This is a genomic window from Pseudomonas sp. SDO5271_S396, assembly GCF_054071795.1.
The window spans coordinates 25,017-46,808 of the sequence record NZ_JBSVWB010000045.1; the positions used below are offsets into that span (position 1 = coordinate 25,017).

The window sequence follows — 21,792 nt, forward strand, 5'->3', positions numbered from 1 at the left end:
AAGCTGGCAAAACGCCAGAGTTTCGCGCCAAAAACCCCCATTTCAGGGCGTGCGCGCTTCTTTTCGGAGCCTTGGTTTGTTTTTTGCATTTTCCTTGCATCAGCGTGCGCCTCAAGCCCGCGCCTTGCTCCAAAAGAGGTCCCGATGACCATCAGCGATGCACTGCACCGTTTGCTACTCGACAACCTGACCACCGCGACCATTCTGCTCAATGACGACCTGCGTCTGGAGTACATGAACCCGGCGGCGGAGATGCTCCTGGCCATCAGTGGCCAGCGTAGCCATGGGCAATTCATCAGCGAACTGTTCACCGAGTCGGCCGAAGCTCTGAGCTCGTTGCGCCAGGCCGTGGAGCAGGCCCATCCGTTCACCAAACGTGAAGCGATGCTCACCGCCCTTACCGGCCAGACCCTGACCGTCGACTACGCCGTGACGCCCATTCTGAGCAACGGCGCCACGCTGTTGCTGCTGGAAGTGCACCCCCGTGATCGCCTGCTGCGCATCACCAAGGAGGAGGCGCAGTTGTCCAAGCAGGAAACCAGCAAGATGCTGGTACGCGGCCTGGCCCACGAGATCAAGAACCCCCTCGGCGGGATCCGCGGCGCCGCGCAGTTGCTGGCCCGCGAACTGCCGGACGAACACCTCAAGGACTACACCAACGTCATCATCGAGGAAGCCGATCGCCTGCGTAACCTGGTGGACCGCATGCTCGGCTCCAACAAGCTGCCCTCGCTGGCGATGACCAACGTGCATGAGGTACTGGAGCGCGTCTGCCAACTGGTGGAGGCCGAAAGCCAGGGCTGCATCACTTTGGTGCGCGACTACGACCCAAGTATTCCCGACGTGTTGATCGACCGTGAACAGATGATCCAGGCGGTACTCAACATCGTGCGCAACGCCATGCAGGCCATCAGCAGCCAGAACGAGCTGCGCCTGGGCCGCATCAGCCTGCGCACCCGCGCCCTGCGCCAGTTCACCATCGGGCACGTGCGTCATCGCCTGGTGACCAAGGTCGAAATCATCGACAACGGCCCGGGCATTCCTGCGGAACTACAGGAAACCATCTTCTTTCCCATGGTCAGCGGCCGTCCGGACGGTACCGGGCTGGGCCTGGCCATTACCCAGAACATCATCAGCCAGCACCAGGGTCTGATCGAATGTGAAAGCCATCCCGGCCATACCACCTTCTCGATCTTTCTGCCTCTGGAACAAGGAGCCCCATCGACATGAGCCGTAGTGAAACTGTCTGGATCGTCGATGACGACCGTTCTATCCGCTGGGTCCTCGAGAAAGCCTTGCAACAGGAAGGCATGACCACCCAGAGCTTCGACAGCGCCGATGGCGTGATGAGTCGCCTGGCGCGCCAGCAGCCTGATGTGATCATTTCCGATATCCGCATGCCCGGCGCCAGTGGCCTGGACCTGCTGGCCCGGATCCGTGAGCAGCATCCGCGCCTGCCGGTGATCATCATGACCGCACACTCCGACCTGGACAGCGCCGTGGCGTCGTACCAGGGCGGTGCGTTTGAATACCTGCCCAAGCCGTTCGATGTGGATGAGGCGGTGGCGCTGGTCAAGCGCGCGAACCAGCACGCCCAGGAACAGCAGAGCCAGGAAACCCCGCCAACCCTGACCCGCACCCCGGAAATCATCGGTGAAGCGCCAGCGATGCAGGAAGTGTTTCGCGCCATCGGGCGGCTGAGCCATTCCAACATCACGGTGCTGATCAACGGTGAGTCGGGTACCGGTAAAGAGCTGGTGGCCCACGCGCTACACCGCCATAGCCCACGGGCGGCGTCCCCCTTCATCGCGCTGAACATGGCGGCGATTCCGAAGGACTTGATGGAGTCCGAGCTGTTCGGCCACGAAAAAGGTGCCTTCACCGGCGCGGCCAACCTGCGCCGTGGCCGTTTTGAGCAGGCCGACGGCGGTACGCTGTTCCTCGATGAAATCGGCGACATGCCGGCCGACACCCAGACTCGCCTGCTGCGCGTGCTGGCGGACGGCGAGTTCTATCGCGTCGGGGGGCACACACCGGTCAAGGTCGATGTGCGCATCATCGCGGCGACCCACCAGAACCTCGAAACCCTGGTGCATGCGGGCAAGTTCCGTGAAGACTTGTTCCACCGCCTCAATGTGATCCGTATTCATATCCCGCGGCTGTCGGACCGTCGCGAAGACATCCCGACCCTCGCCCGCCATTTCCTCAGCCGCGCCGCACAAGAGCTGGCCGTCGAGCCGAAGCTGTTGAAGAGCGAGACCGAGGAATACCTGAAGAACCTGCCGTGGCCCGGCAATGTGCGCCAGCTGGAGAACACCTGCCGCTGGATCACCGTGATGGCGTCCGGGCGCGAAGTGCATATCAGCGACCTGCCGCCGGAACTGCTGAGCCTGCCGCAGGATTCGGCACCGGTGACCAACTGGGAACAGGCGCTGCGCCAATGGGCCGACCAGGCGCTGGCACGCGGTCAATCGAGCCTGCTGGACAGCGCCGTACCGGCGTTCGAGCGGATCATGATCGAAACCGCCCTCAAGCACACCGCCGGCCGACGCCGCGACGCTGCCGTGCTACTGGGCTGGGGGCGCAACACCTTGACGCGCAAGATCAAGGAATTGGGCATGAAGGTCGATGGTGGGGATGACGACGAGGGTGACGAAGCCTGAATCTCAGCCTCACTGAAGATCCAGTGTGGGAGCGGCGCAGAACCCGAATACCGTGCACCGCTTCAATGCACCATGAACTGGCATCGGGCACGGATCCAATACCTGAAACTTCAGCGCTGCTGAAAAAATCTTGAAAGCCAAAAACCCCAAAGCCCCGTATTCCGGGGCTTTGCGCTTTCTTGAGAAATTTTTCGACACAACCTGACAACTCTGGCACGCGCCCTGCAGTAACTCCAGTACTACCCAGTTTCGGGGACCTTGGTACAGGCAGGCCGAGAATCCCCTCTTTAACACCGAAGCCCGTTGCGGCTTCACCCCGTTTTGGGAGCCCTGGTACAGGCAGGCCGGGAACTCCCTTCTTTACACCCGGGGCTTATGCGGCGCATTGCCCATAGCCCCAGCCCGTTTCGGGAACCTTGGTACAGGCAGGCCGGGGATTCCCTCTTTTATTCTTCCCGGAGATGGATCTCCAACCGCCAGCGGCCATCGGCCTTTTCACCGTTCCACTCGCCGCGCAATGGCCGCGCCGCCACCAGGTTGAGCAGCAAGCCGCTGTCGGTCTTGCGCACGCGCCAGTTCACATCCTTTTGATTGACCTTGAGTTGCCCACTGACGACTTTGCCTTGCGCGTCGAACAGCAACGCCACGGTGCCGTCGATATGCTCGCCGTGCAGCTTGGGTTCGCTGTTGAACCACACCACCAATCCATCCGCCGCCGTTTCAATCTGCTGCAACGCGACCGGGTCCGGGGTGGTCAGGCGACCGATCATCAGCCCCACCATCAGACCGACAATTGCCAAAGAGCCCATGACCCGAGGCATAAGCTTCGGCCTTGGGTCCTCTTCGGGGGTAGAATGCAGCGCATCTTTGCCTTCGGAGCCGTGCATGTTTCACGTCATCCTTTTTCAACCAGAAATTCCGCCGAATACCGGCAACGTTATCAGGCTGTGTGCCAACAGTGGCTGCCACCTGCATTTGATCGAGCCCCTGGGCTTCGACATGGACGACAAACGCCTGCGTCGCGCCGGGCTGGACTACCACGAGTACGCCACGCTCAAACGCCACGCAGACCTGGCAAGTTGCCTGGAAAGCCTGGGCCACCCACGGCTGTTCGGGTTCACCACCAAGGGCTCGCAGCCGTTCCATGATGTCAGCTTTGCCGAGGGTGACGCCTTCCTGTTCGGCCCCGAGAGTCGTGGCCTGCCGGCCGACGTGCTGGACGCCCTGCCCGATGGCCATCGCCTGCGCTTGCCGATGCGCGAAGGGTGCCGCAGCCTGAACCTGTCCAACACCGTAGCCGTTGCTGTCTACGAGGGCTGGCGCCAGCTCGGGTTCAAGTAATACACAAGCAAAATGTGGGAGGGGGCTTGTGTGGGAGCTGGCTTGCCTGCGATAGCATCAACTCGGTATCACTGATAAACCGAGGTGTCTGCATCGCGGGCAAGCCCGGCTCCCACACAAGCCCCCTCCCACATTGGGTTCTGCGTCGGATTCGAAATTACTGAACCGTCGACGAACCTTCCTGTTGCATGCGCTGCAGCTCTTGCGCGTACAGGGCATCGAAGTTCACCGGTGCCAGCATCAGCGCAGGGAACGAGCCACGGGTGACCAGGCTGTCCAGGGTCTCACGGGCATACGGGAACAGGATGTTCGGGCAGAACGCGCCCAGGGTGTGACTCATGGACGCTTCGTCCAGGCCCTGGATCAGGAAGATACCGGCCTGTTGCACTTCAGCGATGAAGGCCACTTCTTCGCCGTTCTTCACGGTGACGGACAGGGTCAGCACCACTTCGTGGAAATCGCCTTCCAGGGCTTTCTGGCGGGTGTTCAGGTCCAGGGCAACGCTTGGGGTCCATTCCTGACGGAAGATGGCCGGGCTTTTCGGCGCTTCGAACGACAGGTCGCGCACGTAGATGCGCTGCAGCGAGAACTGTGGCGATTGGGCTTCTGCTGCTTCGGTGTTCTGTTGGTCAGTCATCGCAGATCCTTCTTGATCTTGGGGTCTTTTAGGGTTTAGGAGTCAGACGAGCAGCAGCGCATCGAGTTTACCGGCGCGCTCCAGGGCGAACAGGTCGTCGCAACCACCGATGTGCTTGGCGCCGATCCAGATCTGCGGCACGGACGTGCGCCCCGCCTTCTGGGCCATTTCGGCACGCACCTGGGGTTTGCCGTCGACCTTGATCTCTTCGAAGGCAACGCCCTTTTTCTCAAGCAGGGCCTTGGCCCGCATGCAGTAAGGGCACCAATCGCTGGAATACACGACAACCTGGCTCATATCACTTCACCAGCGGCAGGTTATCGGCGCGCCAGCTGCTGATGCCACCCGACAGTTTGGCGGCGGTAAAACCGGTCTTGAGCATTTCGCGGGCGTGGGTACCAGCATGCTGGCCCTGGGCGTCGACCAGGATGATGGTCTTGGCCTTGTGTTTTTCCAGCTCGGCCAGGCGGGCGATCAGCTTGTCCTGCGGGATGTTCAGTGCACCGACGATGTGGCCGGTGGCAAATTCCTTGGCGGGGCGGATGTCCACGACAACGGCCTCATCCTTGTTGACCAGCGCGGTCAGCTCCGCCGTGCTCAGGCTGCGGCCACCGCGGCTCAATTCGTGAGCGATCAGCAGCGCCAGCAGGATGACGAAGGCACCCACGAGCAGGTAGTGGGCAGTGGCAAATGCAATCAGGTGATCGACCATCAAGGAGGTTCCAGGGCGTTAAAATGGCGGTAAGTATACACAGCCGTCAGGGGGGGCCAACCCCCGTAAAGCGGTGACGTCGTCGGAACTTCGCTTTAAACTGCCACTCCCTTTTCAATTGTCTTCCTTTATTACCGCCGCGAGAGGATCTATGACTACCACGCCTAAACCTTTGGTCCTGATAATTCTCGATGGCTTCGGACACAGTGAAAGCCACCACGACAACGCCGTGTACTCGGCCAAAAAGCCTGTACTGGACCGCCTGACCGCCACCGTGCCCAACGGCTTGATCTCCGGTTCCGGCATGGACGTGGGCCTGCCGGACGGCCAGATGGGCAACTCGGAAGTCGGCCACATGAACCTCGGCGCCGGACGAGTGGTGTACCAGGACTTCACCCGTGTCACCAAAGCCATCCGCGACGGTGAGTTCTTCGAGAACCCGACTATCTGCGCGGCGGTCGATAAAGCAGTTGCAGCCGGCAAGGCCGTGCATTTCATGGGCCTGCTGTCCGACGGCGGCGTCCACAGCCACCAGGACCACCTGGTCGCCATGGCCGAACTGGCTTTCAAACGCGGCGCCGACAAGATCTACCTGCACGCCTTCCTCGATGGCCGTGACACCCCGCCAAAAAGCGCGCAATCGTCCATCGAGTTGCTGGACGCCACGTTCGCCGCCCTCGGCAAAGGTCGTATCGCCAGCCTGGTGGGCCGCTACTTCGCCATGGACCGTGACAACCGTTGGGACCGCGTATCCCAGGCCTACAACCTGATCGTCGACGGCCAGGCCGAGTTCAACGCCGCCACCGCCCAGGCCGGCCTGGAAGCCGCCTACGCCCGTGGCGAGAGCGATGAATTCGTCAAGGCCACCACCATCGGTGAGCCGGTGAAAGTGGAAGACGGCGACGCCGTGGTGTTCATGAATTTCCGCGCCGACCGCGCCCGCGAGCTGAGCCGGGTCTTTGTCGAAGACGACTTCAAGGAATTCGAACGCACCCGCCAGCCAAAAGTGCAGTACGTGGGCCTGACCCAGTACGCCGCCAGCATCCCCGCCCCGGCGGCCTTTGCACCTGGCAGCCTGGACAACGTGCTGGGTGACTACCTGGCCAAAAACGGCAAGACCCAACTGCGTATCGCCGAAACCGAGAAATACGCCCACGTGACGTTCTTCTTCTCCGGCGGTCGCGAAGAGCCGTTCCCGGGCGAAGAGCGCATCCTGATCCCCTCGCCGAAAGTCGCCACCTACGACCTGCAACCGGAAATGAGCGCGCCGGAAGTGACCGACAAGATCGTCGACGCCATCGACAACCTGCGTTACGACGTGATCGTGGTCAACTACGCCAACGGTGACATGGTCGGCCACAGCGGCAACCTCGAGGCCGCGGTCAAGGCCGTGGAATGCCTGGACACGTGCGTCGGTCGTATCGTCGATGCCCTGGAAAAAGTCGGCGGCGAAGCACTGATCACCGCCGACCACGGCAACTGCGAGCAGATGTCCGACGAGTCCACAGGGCAGGCCCACACGGCCCACACCACCGAGCCGGTGCCGTTCATCTATGTCGGCAAGCGCGACCTGAAAGTGCGTGAAGGCGGCGTACTGGCGGATGTGGCGCCGACCATGCTGAAACTGATGGGGCTGGAGAAGCCGGTGGAAATGACCGGTACTTCGATTCTGGTCTAACCCGTAAAAGCACCGCGAGCCCCTGTGGGAGCTGGCTTGCCTGCGATAGCATAAACTCGGTTTCCCTGAAACACCGAGGTGTCCGCATCGCAGGCAAGCCAGCTCCCACAAGGTTGAGAGGTGCTTTTGAGTCTGTCTTTTTGCCACACCCTCGCCACTCAGCGCCTAACTTGCCTTCCAGCCCGAATTGGGCGTTTTTTTTGCAGCGCTTGCCGGGCATACTAGGCCGTCCCTTTCCCTGGTGTCGCCCGCCTCTATGCTTCGCGCCTTGATTACCCTTGCCCTTGTCTGCCTGCTCCAACCGGCCTTTGCCGACGAGCGCGCACAAACCCAACAACAGTTGGACGCCACGCGTCAGGACATTGCCGAGCTGAAAAAGCTGCTGGGCAAGCTCCAGGAAGAGAAGTCCGGCGTGCAAAAAGACCTGCGCGGTACGGAAACCGAGATGGGCAAGCTGGAGAAGCAGGTCCAGGAGCTGCAAAAAGAACTAAAGAAGAGCGAGTCGGAACTGGAGCGACTCGACGCTGAGAAAAAAAAACTCCAGAGCGCACGCGTTGAACAGCAACGCCTGATCGCGATCCAGGCTCGCGCCGCCTACCAGAACGGCCGCCAGGAATACCTCAAGCTGCTGCTCAACCAGCAGAATCCGGAAAAATTCGCGCGCACCCTGACCTATTACGACTACCTGAGCAAAGCCCGCCTGGAGCAATTGAAAAGCTTCAACGAGACCTTGCGCCAGCTGGTCAATGTAGAACAGGAAATCGCCAACCAGCAGTCCCAGTTGCAAGATCAGAAAGTCGCCCTCGACACCCAGCGCAACGAGCTGGACAAAGTCCGCAAGGAGCGCCAACTGGCCCTGGCCAGGCTCAATGACGACGTGAAGGCCCGTGACGCCAAGCTACAGGCCCGCGAGCAGGACCAGGCTGACCTGGCCAAGGTCCTCAAGACCATCGAAGAAACCCTGGCACGCCAGGCCCGCGAGGCCGAGGAAGCGCGACAAAAAGCGCTGATCGCCCAGCAGGAAGCGGAAAAAAAGCGTCAGCGTGAAGCCGAACTGGCTGCCACCACCGACGCCCCGGCGCCGCGCAAACCGGCGCATGCGGCTCCCGGCCCGCTGGTTTCCAGCGCAGGTGAATCGTTCGGCGGGCCTTTTGCTGCAGCCCGGGGCAAACTTCCATGGCCCGTTGATGGTCGATTACTGGCACGCTTTGGGGAAACCCGCGGCGATGACACTCGCGCCAAGTGGGATGGGGTGATGATCAGCGCCTCCGCCGGCAGCCAGGTCCATGCCGTTCACGGCGGACGTGTGGTATTTGCCGATTGGCTGCGGGGTGCCGGTTTGCTGGTGATTCTTGACCACGGTAATGGCTATTTGAGCCTTTATGGCCACAATCAGACGTTACTCAAGTCGGCAGGTGATGTGGTAAAAGCCGGTGAATCCATCTCTACTGTCGGAAACAGTGGTGGCCAGGACACCCCGGCGCTGTACTTCGCTATTCGTCAGCAGGGTCGCCCGAGCGATCCCGCACAATGGTGTCGCACCCAAGGATAAGGGTCGCATCTACATTAGGAGTTCGTTCGACATGCTGCATTTGTCCCGCCTCACTTCGCTGGCCCTGACGATCGCCCTGGTGATCGGCGCGCCCCTGGCTGTCGCCGACCAGGCCGCTCCAGCCGCACCCGCCGCCACGGCCGCGACCACCAAGGCACCGTTGCCACTGGACGAGTTGCGCACCTTCGCCGAGGTGATGGACCGGATCAAGGCCGCCTACGTCGAACCTGTAGATGACAAGACCCTGCTGGAAAATGCCATCAAGGGCATGCTCAGCAACCTCGACCCGCACTCCGCCTACCTGGGCCCGGAAGATTTCGCCGAACTGCAGGAAAGCACCAGCGGCGAATTCGGCGGCCTGGGCATCGAAGTCGGCTCCGAAGACGGCAACGTCAAGGTCGTCTCGCCGATCGATGACACCCCGGCGTCCAAGGCCGGCATCCAGGCCGGCGACTTCATCGTCAAGATCAATGGCCAGCCGACCCGCGGCCAGACCATGACCGAAGCCGTCGACAAGATGCGCGGCAAGGTCGGCCAGAAAATCACCCTGACCCTGGTACGCGATGGCGGCACACCGTTTGATGTGACCCTGACCCGCGCCACCATCACGGTCAAGAGCGTCAAGAGCCAGTTGCTGGAGTCGGGCTACGGCTATATCCGTATCACCCAGTTCCAGGTCAAGACCGGTGACGAAGTGGCCAAGGCGCTGGCCAAGCTGCGCAAGGACAACGGCAAGAAACTCAGCGGCATCGTGCTCGACCTGCGCAACAACCCGGGCGGCGTGCTGCAAGCAGCGGTGGAAGTGGTCGACCACTTCATCACCAAAGGCCTGATCGTCTACACCAAGGGCCGTATCGCCAACTCCGAGCTGCGCTTCTCGGCCACCGGCAACGACCTCAGCGAGAACGTGCCACTGGCCGTGCTGATCAACGGCGGCAGTGCCTCGGCCTCGGAAATCGTCGCCGGCGCCCTGCAAGACCAGAAACGCGGCGTGCTGATGGGCACCAACAGCTTCGGCAAAGGCTCGGTGCAAACCGTGTTGCCGCTGAACAACGAGCGTGCGCTGAAGATCACTACCGCACTGTATTACACGCCCAATGGCCGTTCGATCCAGGCTCAGGGCATCGTGCCGGACATTGAGGTACGCAAGGCCAAGATCACCAACGAGGCCGACAGCGAGTACTACAAGGAAGCGGACCTGCAAGGCCACCTGGGCAATGGCAACGGCGGCGCCGACCAGCCTACCGGCAGCGGCACCAAAGCCAAGCCGATGCCGCAGGACGATGACTACCAACTGGCCCAGGCACTCAGCCTGCTCAAGGGCCTGAGCATCACCCGCAGCCGTTGATATGCGCTTTGCCCTGATCATCGCTGTGCTGTGCAGCCTGGCAGGGGTCGTTCAAGCGGCCCCCGCCAGCGAGTCGCCCAAAGCCTACCTGACCCTGATCATCGACGACCTCGGGCAAAACCTGCCCCGGGATCGTCGCGTGCTGGCCCTGCCTGGGCCGGTGACCACAGCGATCATGCCCGACACCCCCCACGCCGCCGAGTTCGCCCGCGAAGCCCACAAGGCCGGCAAGATCGTGATCCTGCACATGCCCATGGACCCGGCCACAGGCCCGTTCGCCTGGCACCCCGAGCTGCCCATCGAAGAGCTCGGCAAGCGCCTGGACGCCGCGTTCCAGGCCGTGCCCTACACCGCCGGCATCAACAACCACATGGGCAGCCGCATGACTGCACAGCCCGAGGCCATGGCCTGGCTGATGGCCGAGCTGCAACGGCGCAACAAGTTCTTTGTCGACAGCCGTACCAGCGCGCAGACCGTCGCGGCCGCTGAGGCCCAGAAAATCGGCCTGGCGCACGTCTCGCGGGACGTGTTCCTCGATGACGAACGCACCGAAGCGGCCATCACCACGCAGTTGCAGACAGCAATCAAACTGGCTCACAAACAGGGTTCGGCGGTGATGATCGGCCATCCGTACCCACAAACGCTGGCAGTGCTGGAACGTGAGCTGCCCAAGCTCAAGGCCCAGGGCGTGGACTGGATCGACATCAAGCTGATGATCAGCGTGCGCAGTAACCAGGCCATGGCTGCCCACGGAAAAAACGGAACCTATCTGCCTGCGCGTAGATAACTACCGCCCAGCCTGAGCGACCTTCTTCGATAGTTGCCTCTCCCACCCCAAGGAGAGCCTTCGAATGACGCCTCTGCAATACAACGACCTGCTCATCAGTTTTACCGACGAATTCTTGCCACTCTGGAACGACCAGGGCTCTGGCGCGCACAAAGCTGTCAGCCTGTGGCGACCCAGCACCGCTGCCGACGCCCTGGGCCATTTTTTCCCGCTGGGCGACGTGGCCACCGACAGCTACCTCAATATCAACCAGCGAAAGATCGTCGCGGTGGTCAGCGACGCCAATAAAGTCGGCGGCACCGCCCTGCGTTCACCGGATGATTATCAGTTGGTCTGGAAAGACAAAGGCTCGGGCGCACGGACCGACTTTTCCCTCTGGCAGCCCCTGCCGCCTGAAGGGTATGTCGCCATGGGCCTGGTGTGTGGCGTCGGTTATGAAAAGCCTTCGCGCAATGCCGTACGCTGTGTGCGCGCCGACCTGACCGTCAGTGCACAGCCCGGCGACTTGATCTGGAATGATTTCGGCAGCGGAGCCACCGAAGACTTCAGTGCCTGGTCGATCACCCCGCCGGACGCAGCGCCTGGCGAAATCTGCCTGGCGCCCGGCACTTTCGTTGGCAACGCGCGCTACGCCCGGCCCGATCAACCGACCTACGCGCTGCGTCTCAAATTTGCGGCCCAACTGGCCGAACCCACTCCGCCACCGCCCCTCACCGGTTATGAAGCGCCCACCGCAGAAGAAACCTCCCCGGCACCCCAGGTATGCGAATTGCCGTGGTTCTGCGTAAAAGACCCGGCACTGCGTGCAACCGAGCAATTACACACCTCGCCCACCTACCGACTGGAGCGCATCGACCGCCATCAGTTCGTCGGATTCGGGCACAACACGTCCAACACCAGCCAACCGTTCATGTGGACAGCGACCAAAGGCGAAACCGACAACTCCTCAATCGCGCTGGCAGCGACCTGCCGCGTAGCGATGTGGCGAGCATGGTCAGCGAGTATCCGTCCGCTGGCGATGAACTTCTCGGCCAATCTGGAGCCGGCCTTCACTCATACCCAGCGCTCCGCCAAAGGCTGGAATGAAGCATCCCCTCTGGAAATCATCACCTACGTGCCCGCCAGGAAAGCCGTCGTGGCCTACCTGATCCAGAGCGAATACCGTTTGCTGCGCCAGGATGGCAGCCAAGTGGCGTCCACCCTCAGCTACACCAACGGCGATCATATCTATATGAGTGAATTTCCCAGGGATGAGCCCGCGCCGAATATCCAGCCAGAGCGCGAGCCGCCTGTGGAAAAGCCCGCACCCGCCGTCGAGCCCGAGGACGACACTCCGGCGGCAGAACCGGTGTTAGAGGTACCTGGCCATGATCTGGTCGACAACACCCTCACTCCGTAACTGATCGAGCGCCGCCTGAAGCTTCGCGACCAGGTCATCCGGCACCTCTTTGTTCAGCGCCAGGTACAGCTGGGCACTGTTGAAGCGCAACACGGTTTTCAGTTCGGTCACCCCGACCTGGCGGGCCAGGTAACGGCCTGCCGGGTCACCGGTGGCCCACAGGTCGATCTGACCGTCCACCAGCTTTTGTGCGTTGTCCTGGTCACGCAGAGCGACAATCGGGTTGAGCCCCTGCTTCTCCAGGGTTTCGGCGATGGCGTCACCTTTATAGGCGCCAATCTTGTAGCGGCGAGCATGCTCAAGGTCGGCCAGCTGGATCTTGCTGTCGGCCTTGGCCAGCAACACCCAGTCATCCGGGCCGAGGGGGCCGACCCATTTGAACAGGGCTTCGCGATCCGGCAGGCGAGCCATCACAAATACGCCGTAGCCAGGCTTCTCCAGGGCGAGTTTGTAGATACGCTCCCAAGGAAATCGCAGAGTGAGATTGTAGGAAACGCCTGCACGCTTGAAGGTCTCGCGCACGATGTCCACGGCGATGCCTTCGATGTTCTCGTCCTTGGCGAAGTTCTTGCCGTTTTTCGCCATGTTGTAGGGCGGGAAGTTTTCCGTCAGCAACACCACGGAGGCGTCAGACGGTTCCTCGGCCCGGACGGTGCCTGCCAACAGCAAGGAGGCACCGGCGAGGGAGAGCAGCAGGTGTTTGAACATGAAAGGTACCGAAATCCATGGCAAGCGCAGAGAGTGCCGCGCGCCTGCCATGGTGTCCAGCAGCGATTAACGAACGACGATACCGCGCGCCGCCATGTACGCCTTGGCCTCGGGGACGGTGTATTCGCCAAAGTGGAAAATACTCGCCGCCAGCACCGCACTGGCGTGGCCTTCGAGCACGCCATCGGCCAGATGCTGCAAGTTGCCGACGCCACCGGAGGCGATCACCGGAATGCCCAGCGCATCACTGATGGCGCGGGTCACGCCCAGGTCGAAGCCGTTTTTCATGCCGTCCTGGTCCATGCTGGTCAGCAGGATTTCACCCGCGCCCAAGCCTTCCATCTTCATTGCCCACTCCACCGCGTCCAGGCCGGTCGGCTTGCGACCGCCGTGGGTGAAGATCTCCCAGCGCGGGGTTTCGCCCGGGCCGGAAACCTTCTTGGCGTCGATGGCAACGACGATGCACTGGGAACCGAAGTGCTGCGCGGCTTCGCCGACGAACTCCGGGTTGAACACCGCAGCGGTGTTGATCGAGACCTTGTCGGCACCTGCATTGAGCAGGTTGCGGATGTCTTGCACGGTGCGCACGCCACCGCCCACGGTCAACGGGATGAACACCTGGCTGGCCATGCGCTCCACGGTGTGCAGCGTGGTGTCGCGGCCATCGACGCTGGCCGTGATGTCGAGAAAGGTAATCTCGTCCGCGCCTTGCTCGTCGTAGCGACGGGCGATTTCCACCGGGTCACCGGCGTCGCGGATGTTCTCGAACTTGACGCCCTTGACCACGCGACCGTTGTCGACGTCCAGGCAAGGGATAATGCGTTTGGCCAGCGCCATGGTCAGTCCTCAGCCGTTGTAGGCGTCGCAGTAAGCCTGGGCTTCGGCGACGTCCAGGGTACCTTCGTAGATCGCACGGCCAGTGATGGCGCCGATGATGCCTGGCGCCCTGGCGTCCAGCAGCGACTTGATGTCGCCCAGGTTGTGAATGCCGCCGGAGGCGATCACCGGGATCTTCGTTGCGCCAGCCAGCGCAGCGGTGAACGGCACGTTGCAGCCCTGCATCATGCCGTCTTTGGCGATGTCGGTATAAACGATGGCAGACACGCCGTCGGCTTCGAACTGTCTGGCCAGGTCGATCACCTGCACGGTGCTGATTTCAGCCCAGCCGTCGGTGGCGACGAAACCGTCTTTGGCATCCAGGCCCACGATCACTTTGCCCGGGAACGCCCGGCAGGCCTCGGCAACGAAAGCCGGGTCTTTCACGGCCTTGGTGCCGATGATCACGTAGCTCACGCCCGCCTTGACGTAGTGCTCGATGGTTTCCAGGGAGCGGATACCGCCACCGATCTGGATCGGCAGGTTCGGGTAGCGCTTGGCGATGGCGGTCACGACTTCACCGTTGACCGGCTGACCTTCGAAGGCGCCGTTCAAGTCCACCAGATGCAGGCGACGGCAGCCCCCTTCCACCCATTTGGCAGCCATGCTCACGGGGTCGTCGGAGAACACGGTGGAGTCTTCCATGCGGCCTTGGCGCAGGCGTACACAGGCGCCGTCCTTGAGATCGATAGCGGGGATAATCAGCATCTGGCAAACCTTATTCGATATTCAGCAATGCTTGGAAATCAGGGTTTCTCAAGCGACCACAAGTCGCTTTCGAGGCTTTCGAACCTTTCTTTAAGGAGCGTCTGCGTGTCGAAAATCGCCCTGTTGTAATAGTGCGGAGCAATTTCAGTGGTGAACAGCTCAAGAATCTCGGCGACCTCGAACGAGCCCAGCTTGAGCTCGAAGCGGTCTTCCATGAAGCGCTGGATCTTCTGGGTGGCCTCACGCTCTTGCTCGGGCGCAAGGTTCAGGATCGGTTGCTTCGGCTTCTTGGCCATTTACCAGCGCCCGTCCCAGGCGGCGAAGTTCTGCAGCAATTGCAGGCCATGGGTATGGCTCTTCTCCGGGTGGAACTGCACGGCAAAGCGTGAGCCTTCGGCCAATGCGGCGGCGAAGTCGACGCCATAGTGCCCGCCCCCCACCACCTGGCCCGGTTTACCGGCGGTGATGTAGTAGCTGTGCACGAAGTAGAAACGCGCCAGGTCCGGAATGCTGTGCCACAGCGGGTGATCCACTGCCTGGCTGACTTCGTTCCAGCCCATGTGCGGGACTTTGAGGTGGGCGCCGTCTTCGTGCAGGTCCTTGCCGAAGAACTTCACCTGACCGGGGAACAGGCCGATGCAGTCGACGCCGTCGTTCTCTTCACTGCGGTCGAGCAAGGCTTGCATGCCCACGCAGATGCCGAGAAACGGGCGGTCCTGGCTGACTTCGCGCACCAGGCTGTCAAAGCCCAGGCGACGGATCTCGGCCATGCAGTCGCGAATCGCGCCAACCCCGGGGAACACCACCCGATCGGCTTCGCGAATCACATTGGCATCACTGGTGATCAGCACCTTGCCGGCGCCTACGTGCTCGAGGGCCTTGGCCACCGAGTGCAGGTTACCCATGCCGTAATCGATAACCGCGACCGTCTGCATTACAGGACGCCCTTGGTCGATGGCATCTGCCCGGCCATGCGCTCATCCAGCTCGACAGCCATGCGCAGCGCGCGGCCGAAAGCCTTGAACACGGTTTCGATCTGGTGGTGGGTGTTGGTACCGCGCAGGTTGTCGATGTGCAGGCTGACCAGTGCGTGGTTGACGAAACCCTGGAAGAACTCCTGAAACAGGTCGACGTCGAAGCCGCCCACGGTGGCGCGGGTGTACGGCACGTGCATCTGCAGACCAGGGCGGCCCGAGAAGTCGATGACCACACGCGACAGCGCTTCATCCAGCGGAACATAGGCATGGCCGTAGCGACGGATGCCTTTTTTGTCGCCGATGGCCTTGGCGAATGCCTGGCCGAGGGTGATGCCCACGTCTTCCACCGTATGGTGGTCGTCGATGTGCAGGTCGCCCTTGCTGACGATATCCAGGTCGATCAGCCCGTGACGGGCGATCTGGTCCAGCATGTGCTCAAGAAAAGGTACACCGATATCGAATCGGGCCTTTCCGGTGCCATCCAGGTTGATCGAGGCTTTGATCTGGGTTTCCAGAGTGTCGCGCTCGACGGACGCCTTACGTTCGGCCATCACCAGCTCCGCAAAATCATTGGGCGAAAAAGGCAGCCATTATAGGGGCGCGGGCGACAAACAGAAACATCGGAGGGGATAAGACTGATGGAGTGTCGGGGATAGACATGTGCATACAAGCGGGCGCTCCAGGATGGTGCGCCCGACTGAAGACAAATGAATATCAAGTGTGGGAGCTGGCTTGCCTGCGATACAGGCACCTCGGTCATTCAGCCAGATCGAGGTGATGCTATCGCGGGCAAGCCCGCTCCCACAGGGTTAGTGGAACAGTACCGCGGTTTTCTGCAGGGTCACCCACACCCCCCATGCCAACGGAATGCCCACCACCAGCCAGGCGGCGATCGCCATTGGTACGGTGCCAGGGGCCGCTTTCCACTCCAGAGAAGTGGTGGCATCAGCGCCTTTGTCATGGCCCAGCGCCTGTTCGGCGGCCAGTTCGGCGTCAGTCATGAAGTACTTGTCGGCCACTGGGCGCACCAGCAGGTTGCAGATGAAACCCAGCACCAGCAGGCCGGCGAGGATGTACAGCGTGATGTCGTAGGCCGCAGCGCGTTCAACGCCGATGCTCAACTGGTACTCACGGATGTAGTTCACCAATACCGGGCCCAATACGCCCGCCGCCGCCCAGGCGGTCAGCAGACGACCGTGGATTGCGCCGACCATCTGGGTGCCGAACAGGTCGGCCAGGTACGCAGGCACGGTTGCAAAGCCACCGCCGTACATCGACAGGATGACGCAGAACGCGGCCACGAACAGCGCCACGTTGCCCAGGTGACCCAGGTTCGGGATCAGCGCGTACAGGGCAAAACCCAGGGCGAAGAATACGAAGTAGGTATTTTTACGGCCCAGGTAGTCGGAGAACGACGCCCAGAAGAACCGGCCACCGATGTTGAACAGGCTCAACAGACCGGTGAAACCTGCCGCGATGGCCGCGATGGAGGCCAGTTGGCCAGCATTGAGTTGACCGAACGGCACATCGACGCCCAGCAACTTGCCGCCGAACACTTCCTGCAGCAGCGGAGAAGCCATGCCGAGGATACCGATACCGGCAGAAACGTTCAGGCACAGCACCAGCCACACCAGGCGGAACTGTGGGGTTTTCCACGCCACATTCACGTGAACGTGACGGTGGGTGATCATCGCATTGCTGGCTTTCTTCGCCGGCGCGGTCCAGCCCTCAGGCTTCCAGCCGGTAGGCGGAACGCGGTACGACAACGCACCACCGATCATGAACACGAAGTAGATCGCCGCCATTACCAGGAAGCTCTGCCACACGCCCACGCTGGTCGGCGAGGCGAAGTGCCCCATCAGCGCTGCGGCCAGAGGTGCACCCACCATCGCGCCGCCGCCGAAGCCCATGATCGCCATGCCGGTAGCCATGCCGCGCTTGTCCGGGAACCACTTGATCAAGGTCGACACAGGCGAAATGTAGCCCAGACCCAGGCCGATACCACCAATGACGCCGGAACCGATCCACATCAGCCAGATCTGGTGGGTATAAATACCCAGCGCCGAGATCAGCAGGCCGCCACACCAGCACAGTGCCGATACAACGCCTGCCTTGCGTGGCCCGGCATGTTCCAGCCAGCCGCCCCAGATCGCTGCCGAGCAGCCCAGGAAGATGAAGAACAGGGTGTAGATCCAGCCCAGCATGGAAATAGGCCAGTCGCATTGGGACGAGAAAACCTGAGCGATGAAGCTCATGTCCGGCGCGCAGGCGACCGGTGCGGTAATCCCCAGCGCCTTGGACAATGGCAGCCAGAACACGGAGAAACCGTAGGCCATGCCGATGCAGAGGTGGATGGCCAACGCGGCCGGCGGAACCAGCCAGCGGTTGAACCCTGGCTTGGCGATAATGCGCTCCTTGGACAGGAACGCAGGCTGTGCGGCAGTATGAGCGGCCGCGGAGCTAGTGCTCATTAGTGTTTCCCCCAGTTATTGGTATTTGTCCGTCAGGCGCTCTCTCCCTCAGCCTTTCACGCAAAGCGTTGGCTGTTGTTGTTGAGTAAAGCTCCTTGTTAGGCGCGACGCTGTGTCGCAGACGACAGACGAACGTGCAGAGATTAGCACCTGTGGATGACAGAAAAACCAAACTGATATCACCTTTTTCCGGAAATCTGTTTGTTTGGCGCCAAAAACCCGTTTTGCCAGGGTTGGATACGTTGTAACGATCCGTGAACTGACGCAGGCCGTCGGACGTTATACTCTGCGGCTAAATTTTGAATTCGACATACAAGGACTCGCCCATGAAAGCGTTCGGCAAAATCCTGGGTCTGGTACTTCTCGGGCTGTTGCTGATCATTGTGGCCCTGGGCTTCGCCCTGACCCACCTCTTCGATCCCAACGACTATAAAGACGAGATTCGCCAGATTGCCCGCGACAAGGCCCACATCGAGCTGACGCTCAATGGCGATATCGGCTGGAGCCTCTTCCCCTGGCTCGGCCTCGAACTGCACGAAGCCAGCGTGGCGACCCTGACCAACCCGACGCAACCGTTCGCCGACCTGCAGATGCTTGGCCTGTCGGTACGCGTACTGCCGCTGTTGCGCCGCGAAGTGCAGATGAGCGATGTGCGTGTCGAAGGCCTCAACCTGCGCCTGAACCGGGACAAGCACGGCCATGGCAACTGGGAAGACATCGGCAAGACAGCCACCGTGCCGACCACCAGCGGCACTCCAGCGGCCACGCCCGCCGAGCCTGCAACCGAGCCCAAGCCAGAGAAACCGCCGCAGCCGATTCGCCTGGACATCGACAGCCTGACCGTCAACAACGCGCGGGTCGAATACAACGACGAGCAGACCGGCAAGCAGTTCAGCGCCGAAAGCATCCAATTGAGTGCCGGCGCCGTGCATGAAGGCGCGAGCATTCCGGTGAAGCTCACCGCATTCTTCGGCAGCAACCAGCCGGTGATGCGCGTCAAGACCGAACTCAACGGCAACCTGCGCATTCAACGCGCGATCAAGCGCTACCAGCTCGAAGACATGCGCATCAGCGGCGAAGCCACGGGTGAGCCGCTGCTGGACAAAACCGTGACCTTCTCCACCCAGGGCCAGTTGCTGGTGGACCTGGCGGCCAATATCGCCGAATGGACCAACCTGAAGCTTTCGGCCAACCAGTTGCGCGCCCTGGGTGAACTGAAGGTCAACAACCTGGACAAGACCCCGCAGTTCAACGGCGCCTTGTCCATCGCCCAGTTCGACCTGGCCAAGTTCCTCGACAGCATCGGTCATCCCTTGCCGCCAATGGCCATGGGCAGCCTGAGCAAGGTCGAGCTGGTCAGCCGCCTGCAAGGCACGCCTACCAGCGTGGCACTGGAAGACCTGAACCTGAAACTCGACGGCAGCACCTTCACCGGACGCGTGGCCGTGGACGATTTCGCCAGGCAGTCCCTGCGCGTACAACTCAAGGGCGACAACTTCAACGCCGACAACTACTTGCCGGCCAAATCCGAATCCGCCAAGGGCGCCGCCGCCGCGCGCCAGGCCGAAGTGCAGAACAGCGAAGCCGGCGCCATGGCCGCCGGTGGCACCACGCCCTTGCCGGACGCACCGACCAAAGGCGCCTGGAGCACCGATAAACTGCTGCCACTGACCCGTCTGCGCGAACTGGATGTGAATGCCGACCTCGCCTTCGACCAACTGACCCTGAGCAAGCTGCCGATCCAGAACGCAGCGCTGAAAGCTTCCGGTGTCGACGGTCAGCTCAAGCTCGACACCTTGAGCGGCGGCCTCTACAACGGTACGTTCCAGGCCAACGGCACACTCGATGTGCGCCAGGACATCCCGGTGCTGGCCCTGCAAAGCCGTATCAAACAGGTACCGGTGGAGCGCATTCTCCAGGCTCAAGGGCAAAACCCGCCGGTCAAGGGCCAGATCACCCTCGACAGCAACCTCAGCGGGCGCGGCAACAGCCAGAAAGCGCTGATCGACAGCCTCAACGGTACCGCCAGCTTTGTGATCAACAACGGCGTGCTGCTCAACGCCAACCTTGAACAACAATTGTGCACCGGCATCGCCCTGCTCAACCGCAAGACGCTGAACGGTGAACAGCGTGGCAAGGACACGCCATTCCAGGAGTTGAAGGGCAACCTGACATTCCGCAATGGCGTGGCCAACAACCCCGATCTCAAAGTGCGTATCCCGGGCCTGACGGTCAACGGCAACGGTGACATCGACCTGCGCGTGCTGGGCATGGACTACCGCGTCGGCATCATCGTCGAAGGCGACCAGCGCGAAGTGCCGGACCCGGCCTGTGAAGTGGGCTCCAACTTCCAGGGCATCGAGGTGCCGCTGCGCTGCCGTGGCCCGCTGGAACTGGGTGCCAAAGCCTGCCGCCTGGACAAGGACGGCTTGAGCCAGGTGGCCATCAAGGCCGCCGGCAACAGGTTGGGCGAGAAGCTTGAAGAGAAGCTCGACAAGGTAAACCCGCAGCTCAAAGACGCTCTGAAGGGCCTGTTCAAACGATGAGAAACGAGCAGTTTTCAACGGCGGTGCTGGACTGGTACGACCGCCACGGCCGCCACGATCTTCCCTGGCAGCAGAGCATTACGCCGTATCGGGTGTGGGTCTCGGAAATCATGCTGCAACAGACCCAGGTGAGCACGGTGCTCAATTACTTCGACCGCTTCATGGCCGCCCTGCCAACGGTCGAAGCCCTGGCGGCAGCGCCGGAAGATGAAGTGCTGCACCTGTGGACCGGCCTGGGTTACTACACCCGGGCGCGCAACCTGCAGAAGACCGCGAAGATCGTCGTGGCCGAGTACGGCGGCGAGTTTCCCAGGGATGTCGAAAAGCTCACCGAACTGCCGGGCATCGGCCTGTCCACCGCCGGCGCGATTGCCAGCCTGAGCATGGGCCTGCGCGCGCCGATCCTCGACGGCAACGTCAAGCGCGTGCTGGCGCGCTTTACCGCGCAGGAGGGCTACCCGGGCGAACCCAAGGTGGCCAAACAGCTGTGGGCCACCGCAGAGCGTTTCACACCCCACGATCGCGTCAATGCCTACACCCAGGCGATGATGGACATGGGAGCCACGCTCTGCACCCGCAGCAAGCCCAGCTGCCTGCTATGCCCGCTGGAGAAGGGCTGCGAAGCCCATATGCTGGGCCTGGAGACACGCTACCCGATCCCCAAACCGCGCAAGGCCCTCCCACAGAAGCGCACGCTGATGCCTTTGCTGGCCAACACCGAAGGGGCGATTCTGCTTTACCGTCGCCCATCCACCGGGCTATGGGGTGGTCTGTGGAGTTTGCCGGAGCTGGATGACCTTGAAGACCTGGACCACCTAGCCCATCAGCATGGATTGGAACTGGGCAAGCAACAGGCACTGCCAGGGCTTGTCCACACCTTCAGCCACTTCCAGCTGGCCATCGAGCCCTGGCTGGTGCAGGTCGAGGAATCCGTCCATCACGTGGCCGAGGCCGACTGGCTCTGGTATAACCTCGCCACCCCGCCGCGCCTGGGCCTTGCCGCCCCGGTGAAGAAACTGCTGAAGCGCGCGGCCGACGTATTGAATGCAGGAGAGTCGTCATGACCCGCACCGTAATGTGCCGCAAGTACAAAGAAGAATTGCCCGGCCTGGAACGCCCTCCGTACCCGGGCGCCAAGGGTCAGGACGTGTTTGACCACGTCTCCGCCCAGGCCTGGGCCGACTGGCAGAAACACCAGACCCTGCTGATCAACGAAAAACGCCTGAACATGATGAACGCCGAAGACCGCAAATACCTGCAAGGCGAAATGGACAAGTTCTTTTCAGGCGAGGAATACGCCAAGGCAGACGGCTACGTGCCACCTGCTCAATAACTGATCAAAATCCGGGGTCGGAACGTAAGCGACGGTAATAATTAAATATTTTTCGA

The 21,792-nt window shown here is 61.6% G+C and carries 22 protein-coding genes; 11 read left to right on the plus strand and 11 right to left on the minus strand.

Annotated features, from left to right (window positions below; genetic code table 11):
- Positions 1-144: 144 nt before the first annotated feature.
- A complete protein-coding gene (gene glnL / locus ACW9IN_RS24085; protein WP_024072896.1) occupies positions 145-1,230 on the plus strand; it encodes a nitrogen regulation protein NR(II) in 1,086 nt (361 codons plus the stop codon).
- Positions 1,227-2,663, plus strand: coding sequence for a nitrogen regulation protein NR(I) (gene ntrC / locus ACW9IN_RS24090; RefSeq protein ID WP_457368170.1), 1,437 nt, complete (start codon positions 1,227-1,229; stop codon positions 2,661-2,663). The genes glnL and ntrC overlap by 4 nt, the downstream gene beginning before the upstream one ends.
- Before the next feature lie 446 nt (positions 2,664-3,109).
- On the opposite strand, the gene ACW9IN_RS24095 is transcribed toward ntrC, so the two are convergent.
- The gene (locus tag ACW9IN_RS24095) at positions 3,110-3,550 is read right to left on the minus strand and encodes a hypothetical protein (protein WP_457368171.1); all 441 of its coding nucleotides are present in this window, start codon (positions 3,548-3,550) and stop codon (positions 3,110-3,112) included.
- On the opposite strand from ACW9IN_RS24095, the gene ACW9IN_RS24100 reads away from it, so the two are divergent.
- Complete coding sequence (locus ACW9IN_RS24100; protein WP_457368172.1) at positions 3,549-4,004, plus strand: tRNA (cytidine(34)-2'-O)-methyltransferase; 456 nt, start codon at positions 3,549-3,551, stop codon at positions 4,002-4,004. The genes ACW9IN_RS24095 and ACW9IN_RS24100 overlap by 2 nt on opposite strands.
- 157 nt (positions 4,005-4,161) lie before the next feature.
- On the opposite strand, the gene secB is transcribed toward ACW9IN_RS24100, so the two are convergent.
- From secB to ACW9IN_RS24115, 3 genes are read right to left on the minus strand one after another with little or no spacing between them, the layout of a single operon-like run.
- Complete coding sequence (gene secB, locus ACW9IN_RS24105) at positions 4,162-4,641, minus strand: protein-export chaperone SecB (protein WP_457368173.1); 480 nt, start codon at positions 4,639-4,641, stop codon at positions 4,162-4,164.
- Positions 4,642-4,683: 42 nt separating this feature from the next.
- On the minus strand, positions 4,684-4,938 hold the full coding sequence (gene grxC, locus ACW9IN_RS24110; RefSeq protein WP_010213876.1) for a glutaredoxin 3: 255 nt from the start codon (positions 4,936-4,938) through the stop codon (positions 4,684-4,686).
- Between the two features lies 1 nt (position 4,939).
- A complete protein-coding gene (locus ACW9IN_RS24115) occupies positions 4,940-5,353 on the minus strand; it encodes a rhodanese-like domain-containing protein (protein WP_176997282.1) in 414 nt (137 codons plus the stop codon).
- 151 nt (positions 5,354-5,504) lie between these two features.
- On the opposite strand from ACW9IN_RS24115, the gene gpmI reads away from it, so the two are divergent.
- The 5 genes from gpmI to ACW9IN_RS24140 all read left to right on the plus strand — a co-directional run bounded on the left by gpmI (position 5,505) and on the right by ACW9IN_RS24140 (position 12,117).
- On the plus strand, positions 5,505-7,031 hold the full coding sequence (gene gpmI, locus ACW9IN_RS24120; RefSeq protein ID WP_457368174.1) for a 2,3-bisphosphoglycerate-independent phosphoglycerate mutase: 1,527 nt from the start codon (positions 5,505-5,507) through the stop codon (positions 7,029-7,031).
- Between the two features lie 256 nt (positions 7,032-7,287).
- Positions 7,288-8,583: a murein hydrolase activator EnvC family protein gene (locus ACW9IN_RS24125; RefSeq protein ID WP_457368175.1), complete on the plus strand. Its 1,296-nt coding sequence runs from the start codon at positions 7,288-7,290 to the stop codon at positions 8,581-8,583.
- A gap of 31 nt (positions 8,584-8,614) precedes the next feature.
- The gene (locus ACW9IN_RS24130; RefSeq protein WP_457368176.1) at positions 8,615-9,931 is read left to right on the plus strand and encodes a S41 family peptidase; all 1,317 of its coding nucleotides are present in this window, start codon (positions 8,615-8,617) and stop codon (positions 9,929-9,931) included.
- Position 9,932: 1 nt separating this feature from the next.
- The gene (locus tag ACW9IN_RS24135; RefSeq protein WP_457368177.1) at positions 9,933-10,718 is read left to right on the plus strand and encodes a divergent polysaccharide deacetylase family protein; all 786 of its coding nucleotides are present in this window, start codon (positions 9,933-9,935) and stop codon (positions 10,716-10,718) included.
- A 64-nt stretch (positions 10,719-10,782) separates the two neighbouring features.
- Positions 10,783-12,117 carry a Vps62-related protein gene (locus ACW9IN_RS24140; protein ID WP_457368178.1) on the plus strand — a complete coding sequence of 445 codons (1,335 nt, stop codon included), beginning with the start codon at positions 10,783-10,785 and terminating at the stop codon, positions 12,115-12,117.
- Here ACW9IN_RS24140 and ACW9IN_RS24145 read toward each other — a convergent pair.
- The 7 genes from ACW9IN_RS24145 to ACW9IN_RS24175 all read right to left on the minus strand — a co-directional run bounded on the left by ACW9IN_RS24145 (position 12,070) and on the right by ACW9IN_RS24175 (position 17,857).
- Positions 12,070-12,825: a substrate-binding periplasmic protein gene (locus tag ACW9IN_RS24145; RefSeq protein WP_457368179.1), complete on the minus strand. Its 756-nt coding sequence runs from the start codon at positions 12,823-12,825 to the stop codon at positions 12,070-12,072. The genes ACW9IN_RS24140 and ACW9IN_RS24145 overlap by 48 nt on opposite strands.
- 66 nt (positions 12,826-12,891) lie before the next feature.
- Positions 12,892-13,662, minus strand: coding sequence for an imidazole glycerol phosphate synthase subunit HisF (gene hisF / locus ACW9IN_RS24150; protein ID WP_003187786.1), 771 nt, complete (start codon positions 13,660-13,662; stop codon positions 12,892-12,894).
- Positions 13,663-13,671: 9 nt separating this feature from the next.
- Positions 13,672-14,409, minus strand: a complete 738-nt coding sequence (hisA, locus tag ACW9IN_RS24155; protein WP_457368180.1) for a 1-(5-phosphoribosyl)-5-[(5-phosphoribosylamino)methylideneamino]imidazole-4-carboxamide isomerase — start codon at positions 14,407-14,409, stop codon at positions 13,672-13,674.
- 38 nt (positions 14,410-14,447) lie between these two features.
- Positions 14,448-14,705, minus strand: coding sequence for a DUF2164 domain-containing protein (locus ACW9IN_RS24160; protein ID WP_457368181.1), 258 nt, complete (start codon positions 14,703-14,705; stop codon positions 14,448-14,450).
- Positions 14,706-15,344 (minus strand): imidazole glycerol phosphate synthase subunit HisH, encoded by a 639-nt coding sequence (gene hisH / locus ACW9IN_RS24165; protein WP_457368182.1) that lies wholly within the window; start codon positions 15,342-15,344, stop codon positions 14,706-14,708. It abuts the gene before it with no gap.
- On the minus strand, positions 15,344-15,937 hold the full coding sequence (gene hisB / locus ACW9IN_RS24170; protein ID WP_017849940.1) for an imidazoleglycerol-phosphate dehydratase HisB: 594 nt from the start codon (positions 15,935-15,937) through the stop codon (positions 15,344-15,346). Before hisB ends, hisH begins: the two co-directional genes overlap by 1 nt.
- 258 nt (positions 15,938-16,195) lie before the next feature.
- Positions 16,196-17,857 carry an OFA family MFS transporter gene (locus ACW9IN_RS24175; protein ID WP_457368183.1) on the minus strand — a complete coding sequence of 554 codons (1,662 nt, stop codon included), beginning with the start codon at positions 17,855-17,857 and terminating at the stop codon, positions 16,196-16,198.
- Positions 17,858-18,183: 326 nt separating this feature from the next.
- On the opposite strand from ACW9IN_RS24175, the gene ACW9IN_RS24180 reads away from it, so the two are divergent.
- From ACW9IN_RS24180 to ACW9IN_RS24190, 3 genes are read left to right on the plus strand one after another with little or no spacing between them, the layout of a single operon-like run.
- The gene (locus ACW9IN_RS24180) at positions 18,184-20,403 is read left to right on the plus strand and encodes an AsmA family protein (RefSeq protein ID WP_457368184.1); all 2,220 of its coding nucleotides are present in this window, start codon (positions 18,184-18,186) and stop codon (positions 20,401-20,403) included.
- Positions 20,400-21,467, plus strand: coding sequence for an A/G-specific adenine glycosylase (gene mutY, locus ACW9IN_RS24185; protein ID WP_457368185.1), 1,068 nt, complete (start codon positions 20,400-20,402; stop codon positions 21,465-21,467). The genes ACW9IN_RS24180 and mutY overlap by 4 nt, the downstream gene beginning before the upstream one ends.
- Positions 21,464-21,736: an oxidative damage protection protein gene (locus ACW9IN_RS24190; RefSeq protein ID WP_457343728.1), complete on the plus strand. Its 273-nt coding sequence runs from the start codon at positions 21,464-21,466 to the stop codon at positions 21,734-21,736. The genes mutY and ACW9IN_RS24190 overlap by 4 nt, the downstream gene beginning before the upstream one ends.
- The last annotated feature ends 56 nt before the right edge of the window (positions 21,737-21,792 follow it).

Coding starts and splice junctions, on each gene's coding strand:
- ACW9IN_RS24125 (WP_457368175.1), top strand. CDS start 7,288: ATGCTTCGCGCCTTGATTACCCTTGCCCTTGTCTGCCTGCTCCAACCG.
- ACW9IN_RS24130 (WP_457368176.1), top strand. CDS start 8,615: ATGCTGCATTTGTCCCGCCTCACTTCGCTGGCCCTGACGATCGCCCTG.
- mutY (WP_457368185.1), top strand. CDS start 20,400: ATGAGAAACGAGCAGTTTTCAACGGCGGTGCTGGACTGGTACGACCGC.
- ACW9IN_RS24135 (WP_457368177.1), top strand. CDS start 9,933: ATGCGCTTTGCCCTGATCATCGCTGTGCTGTGCAGCCTGGCAGGGGTC.
- glnL (WP_024072896.1), top strand. CDS start 145: ATGACCATCAGCGATGCACTGCACCGTTTGCTACTCGACAACCTGACC.
- hisA (WP_457368180.1), bottom strand. CDS start 14,409: ATGCTGATTATCCCCGCTATCGATCTCAAGGACGGCGCCTGTGTACGC.
- ACW9IN_RS24145 (WP_457368179.1), bottom strand. CDS start 12,825: ATGTTCAAACACCTGCTGCTCTCCCTCGCCGGTGCCTCCTTGCTGTTG.
- hisB (WP_017849940.1), bottom strand. CDS start 15,937: ATGGCCGAACGTAAGGCGTCCGTCGAGCGCGACACTCTGGAAACCCAG.
- secB (WP_457368173.1), bottom strand. CDS start 4,641: ATGACTGACCAACAGAACACCGAAGCAGCAGAAGCCCAATCGCCACAG.
- gpmI (WP_457368174.1), top strand. CDS start 5,505: ATGACTACCACGCCTAAACCTTTGGTCCTGATAATTCTCGATGGCTTC.
- hisF (WP_003187786.1), bottom strand. CDS start 13,662: ATGGCGCTGGCCAAACGCATTATCCCTTGCCTGGACGTCGACAACGGT.
- ACW9IN_RS24190 (WP_457343728.1), top strand. CDS start 21,464: ATGACCCGCACCGTAATGTGCCGCAAGTACAAAGAAGAATTGCCCGGC.
- ACW9IN_RS24095 (WP_457368171.1), bottom strand. CDS start 3,550: ATGCACGGCTCCGAAGGCAAAGATGCGCTGCATTCTACCCCCGAAGAG.
- ACW9IN_RS24115 (WP_176997282.1), bottom strand. CDS start 5,353: ATGGTCGATCACCTGATTGCATTTGCCACTGCCCACTACCTGCTCGTG.
- ntrC (WP_457368170.1), top strand. CDS start 1,227: ATGAGCCGTAGTGAAACTGTCTGGATCGTCGATGACGACCGTTCTATC.
- ACW9IN_RS24160 (WP_457368181.1), bottom strand. CDS start 14,705: ATGGCCAAGAAGCCGAAGCAACCGATCCTGAACCTTGCGCCCGAGCAA.
- ACW9IN_RS24140 (WP_457368178.1), top strand. CDS start 10,783: ATGACGCCTCTGCAATACAACGACCTGCTCATCAGTTTTACCGACGAA.
- ACW9IN_RS24175 (WP_457368183.1), bottom strand. CDS start 17,857: ATGAGCACTAGCTCCGCGGCCGCTCATACTGCCGCACAGCCTGCGTTC.
- hisH (WP_457368182.1), bottom strand. CDS start 15,344: ATGCAGACGGTCGCGGTTATCGATTACGGCATGGGTAACCTGCACTCG.
- ACW9IN_RS24180 (WP_457368184.1), top strand. CDS start 18,184: ATGAAAGCGTTCGGCAAAATCCTGGGTCTGGTACTTCTCGGGCTGTTG.
- ACW9IN_RS24100 (WP_457368172.1), top strand. CDS start 3,549: ATGTTTCACGTCATCCTTTTTCAACCAGAAATTCCGCCGAATACCGGC.
- grxC (WP_010213876.1), bottom strand. CDS start 4,938: ATGAGCCAGGTTGTCGTGTATTCCAGCGATTGGTGCCCTTACTGCATG.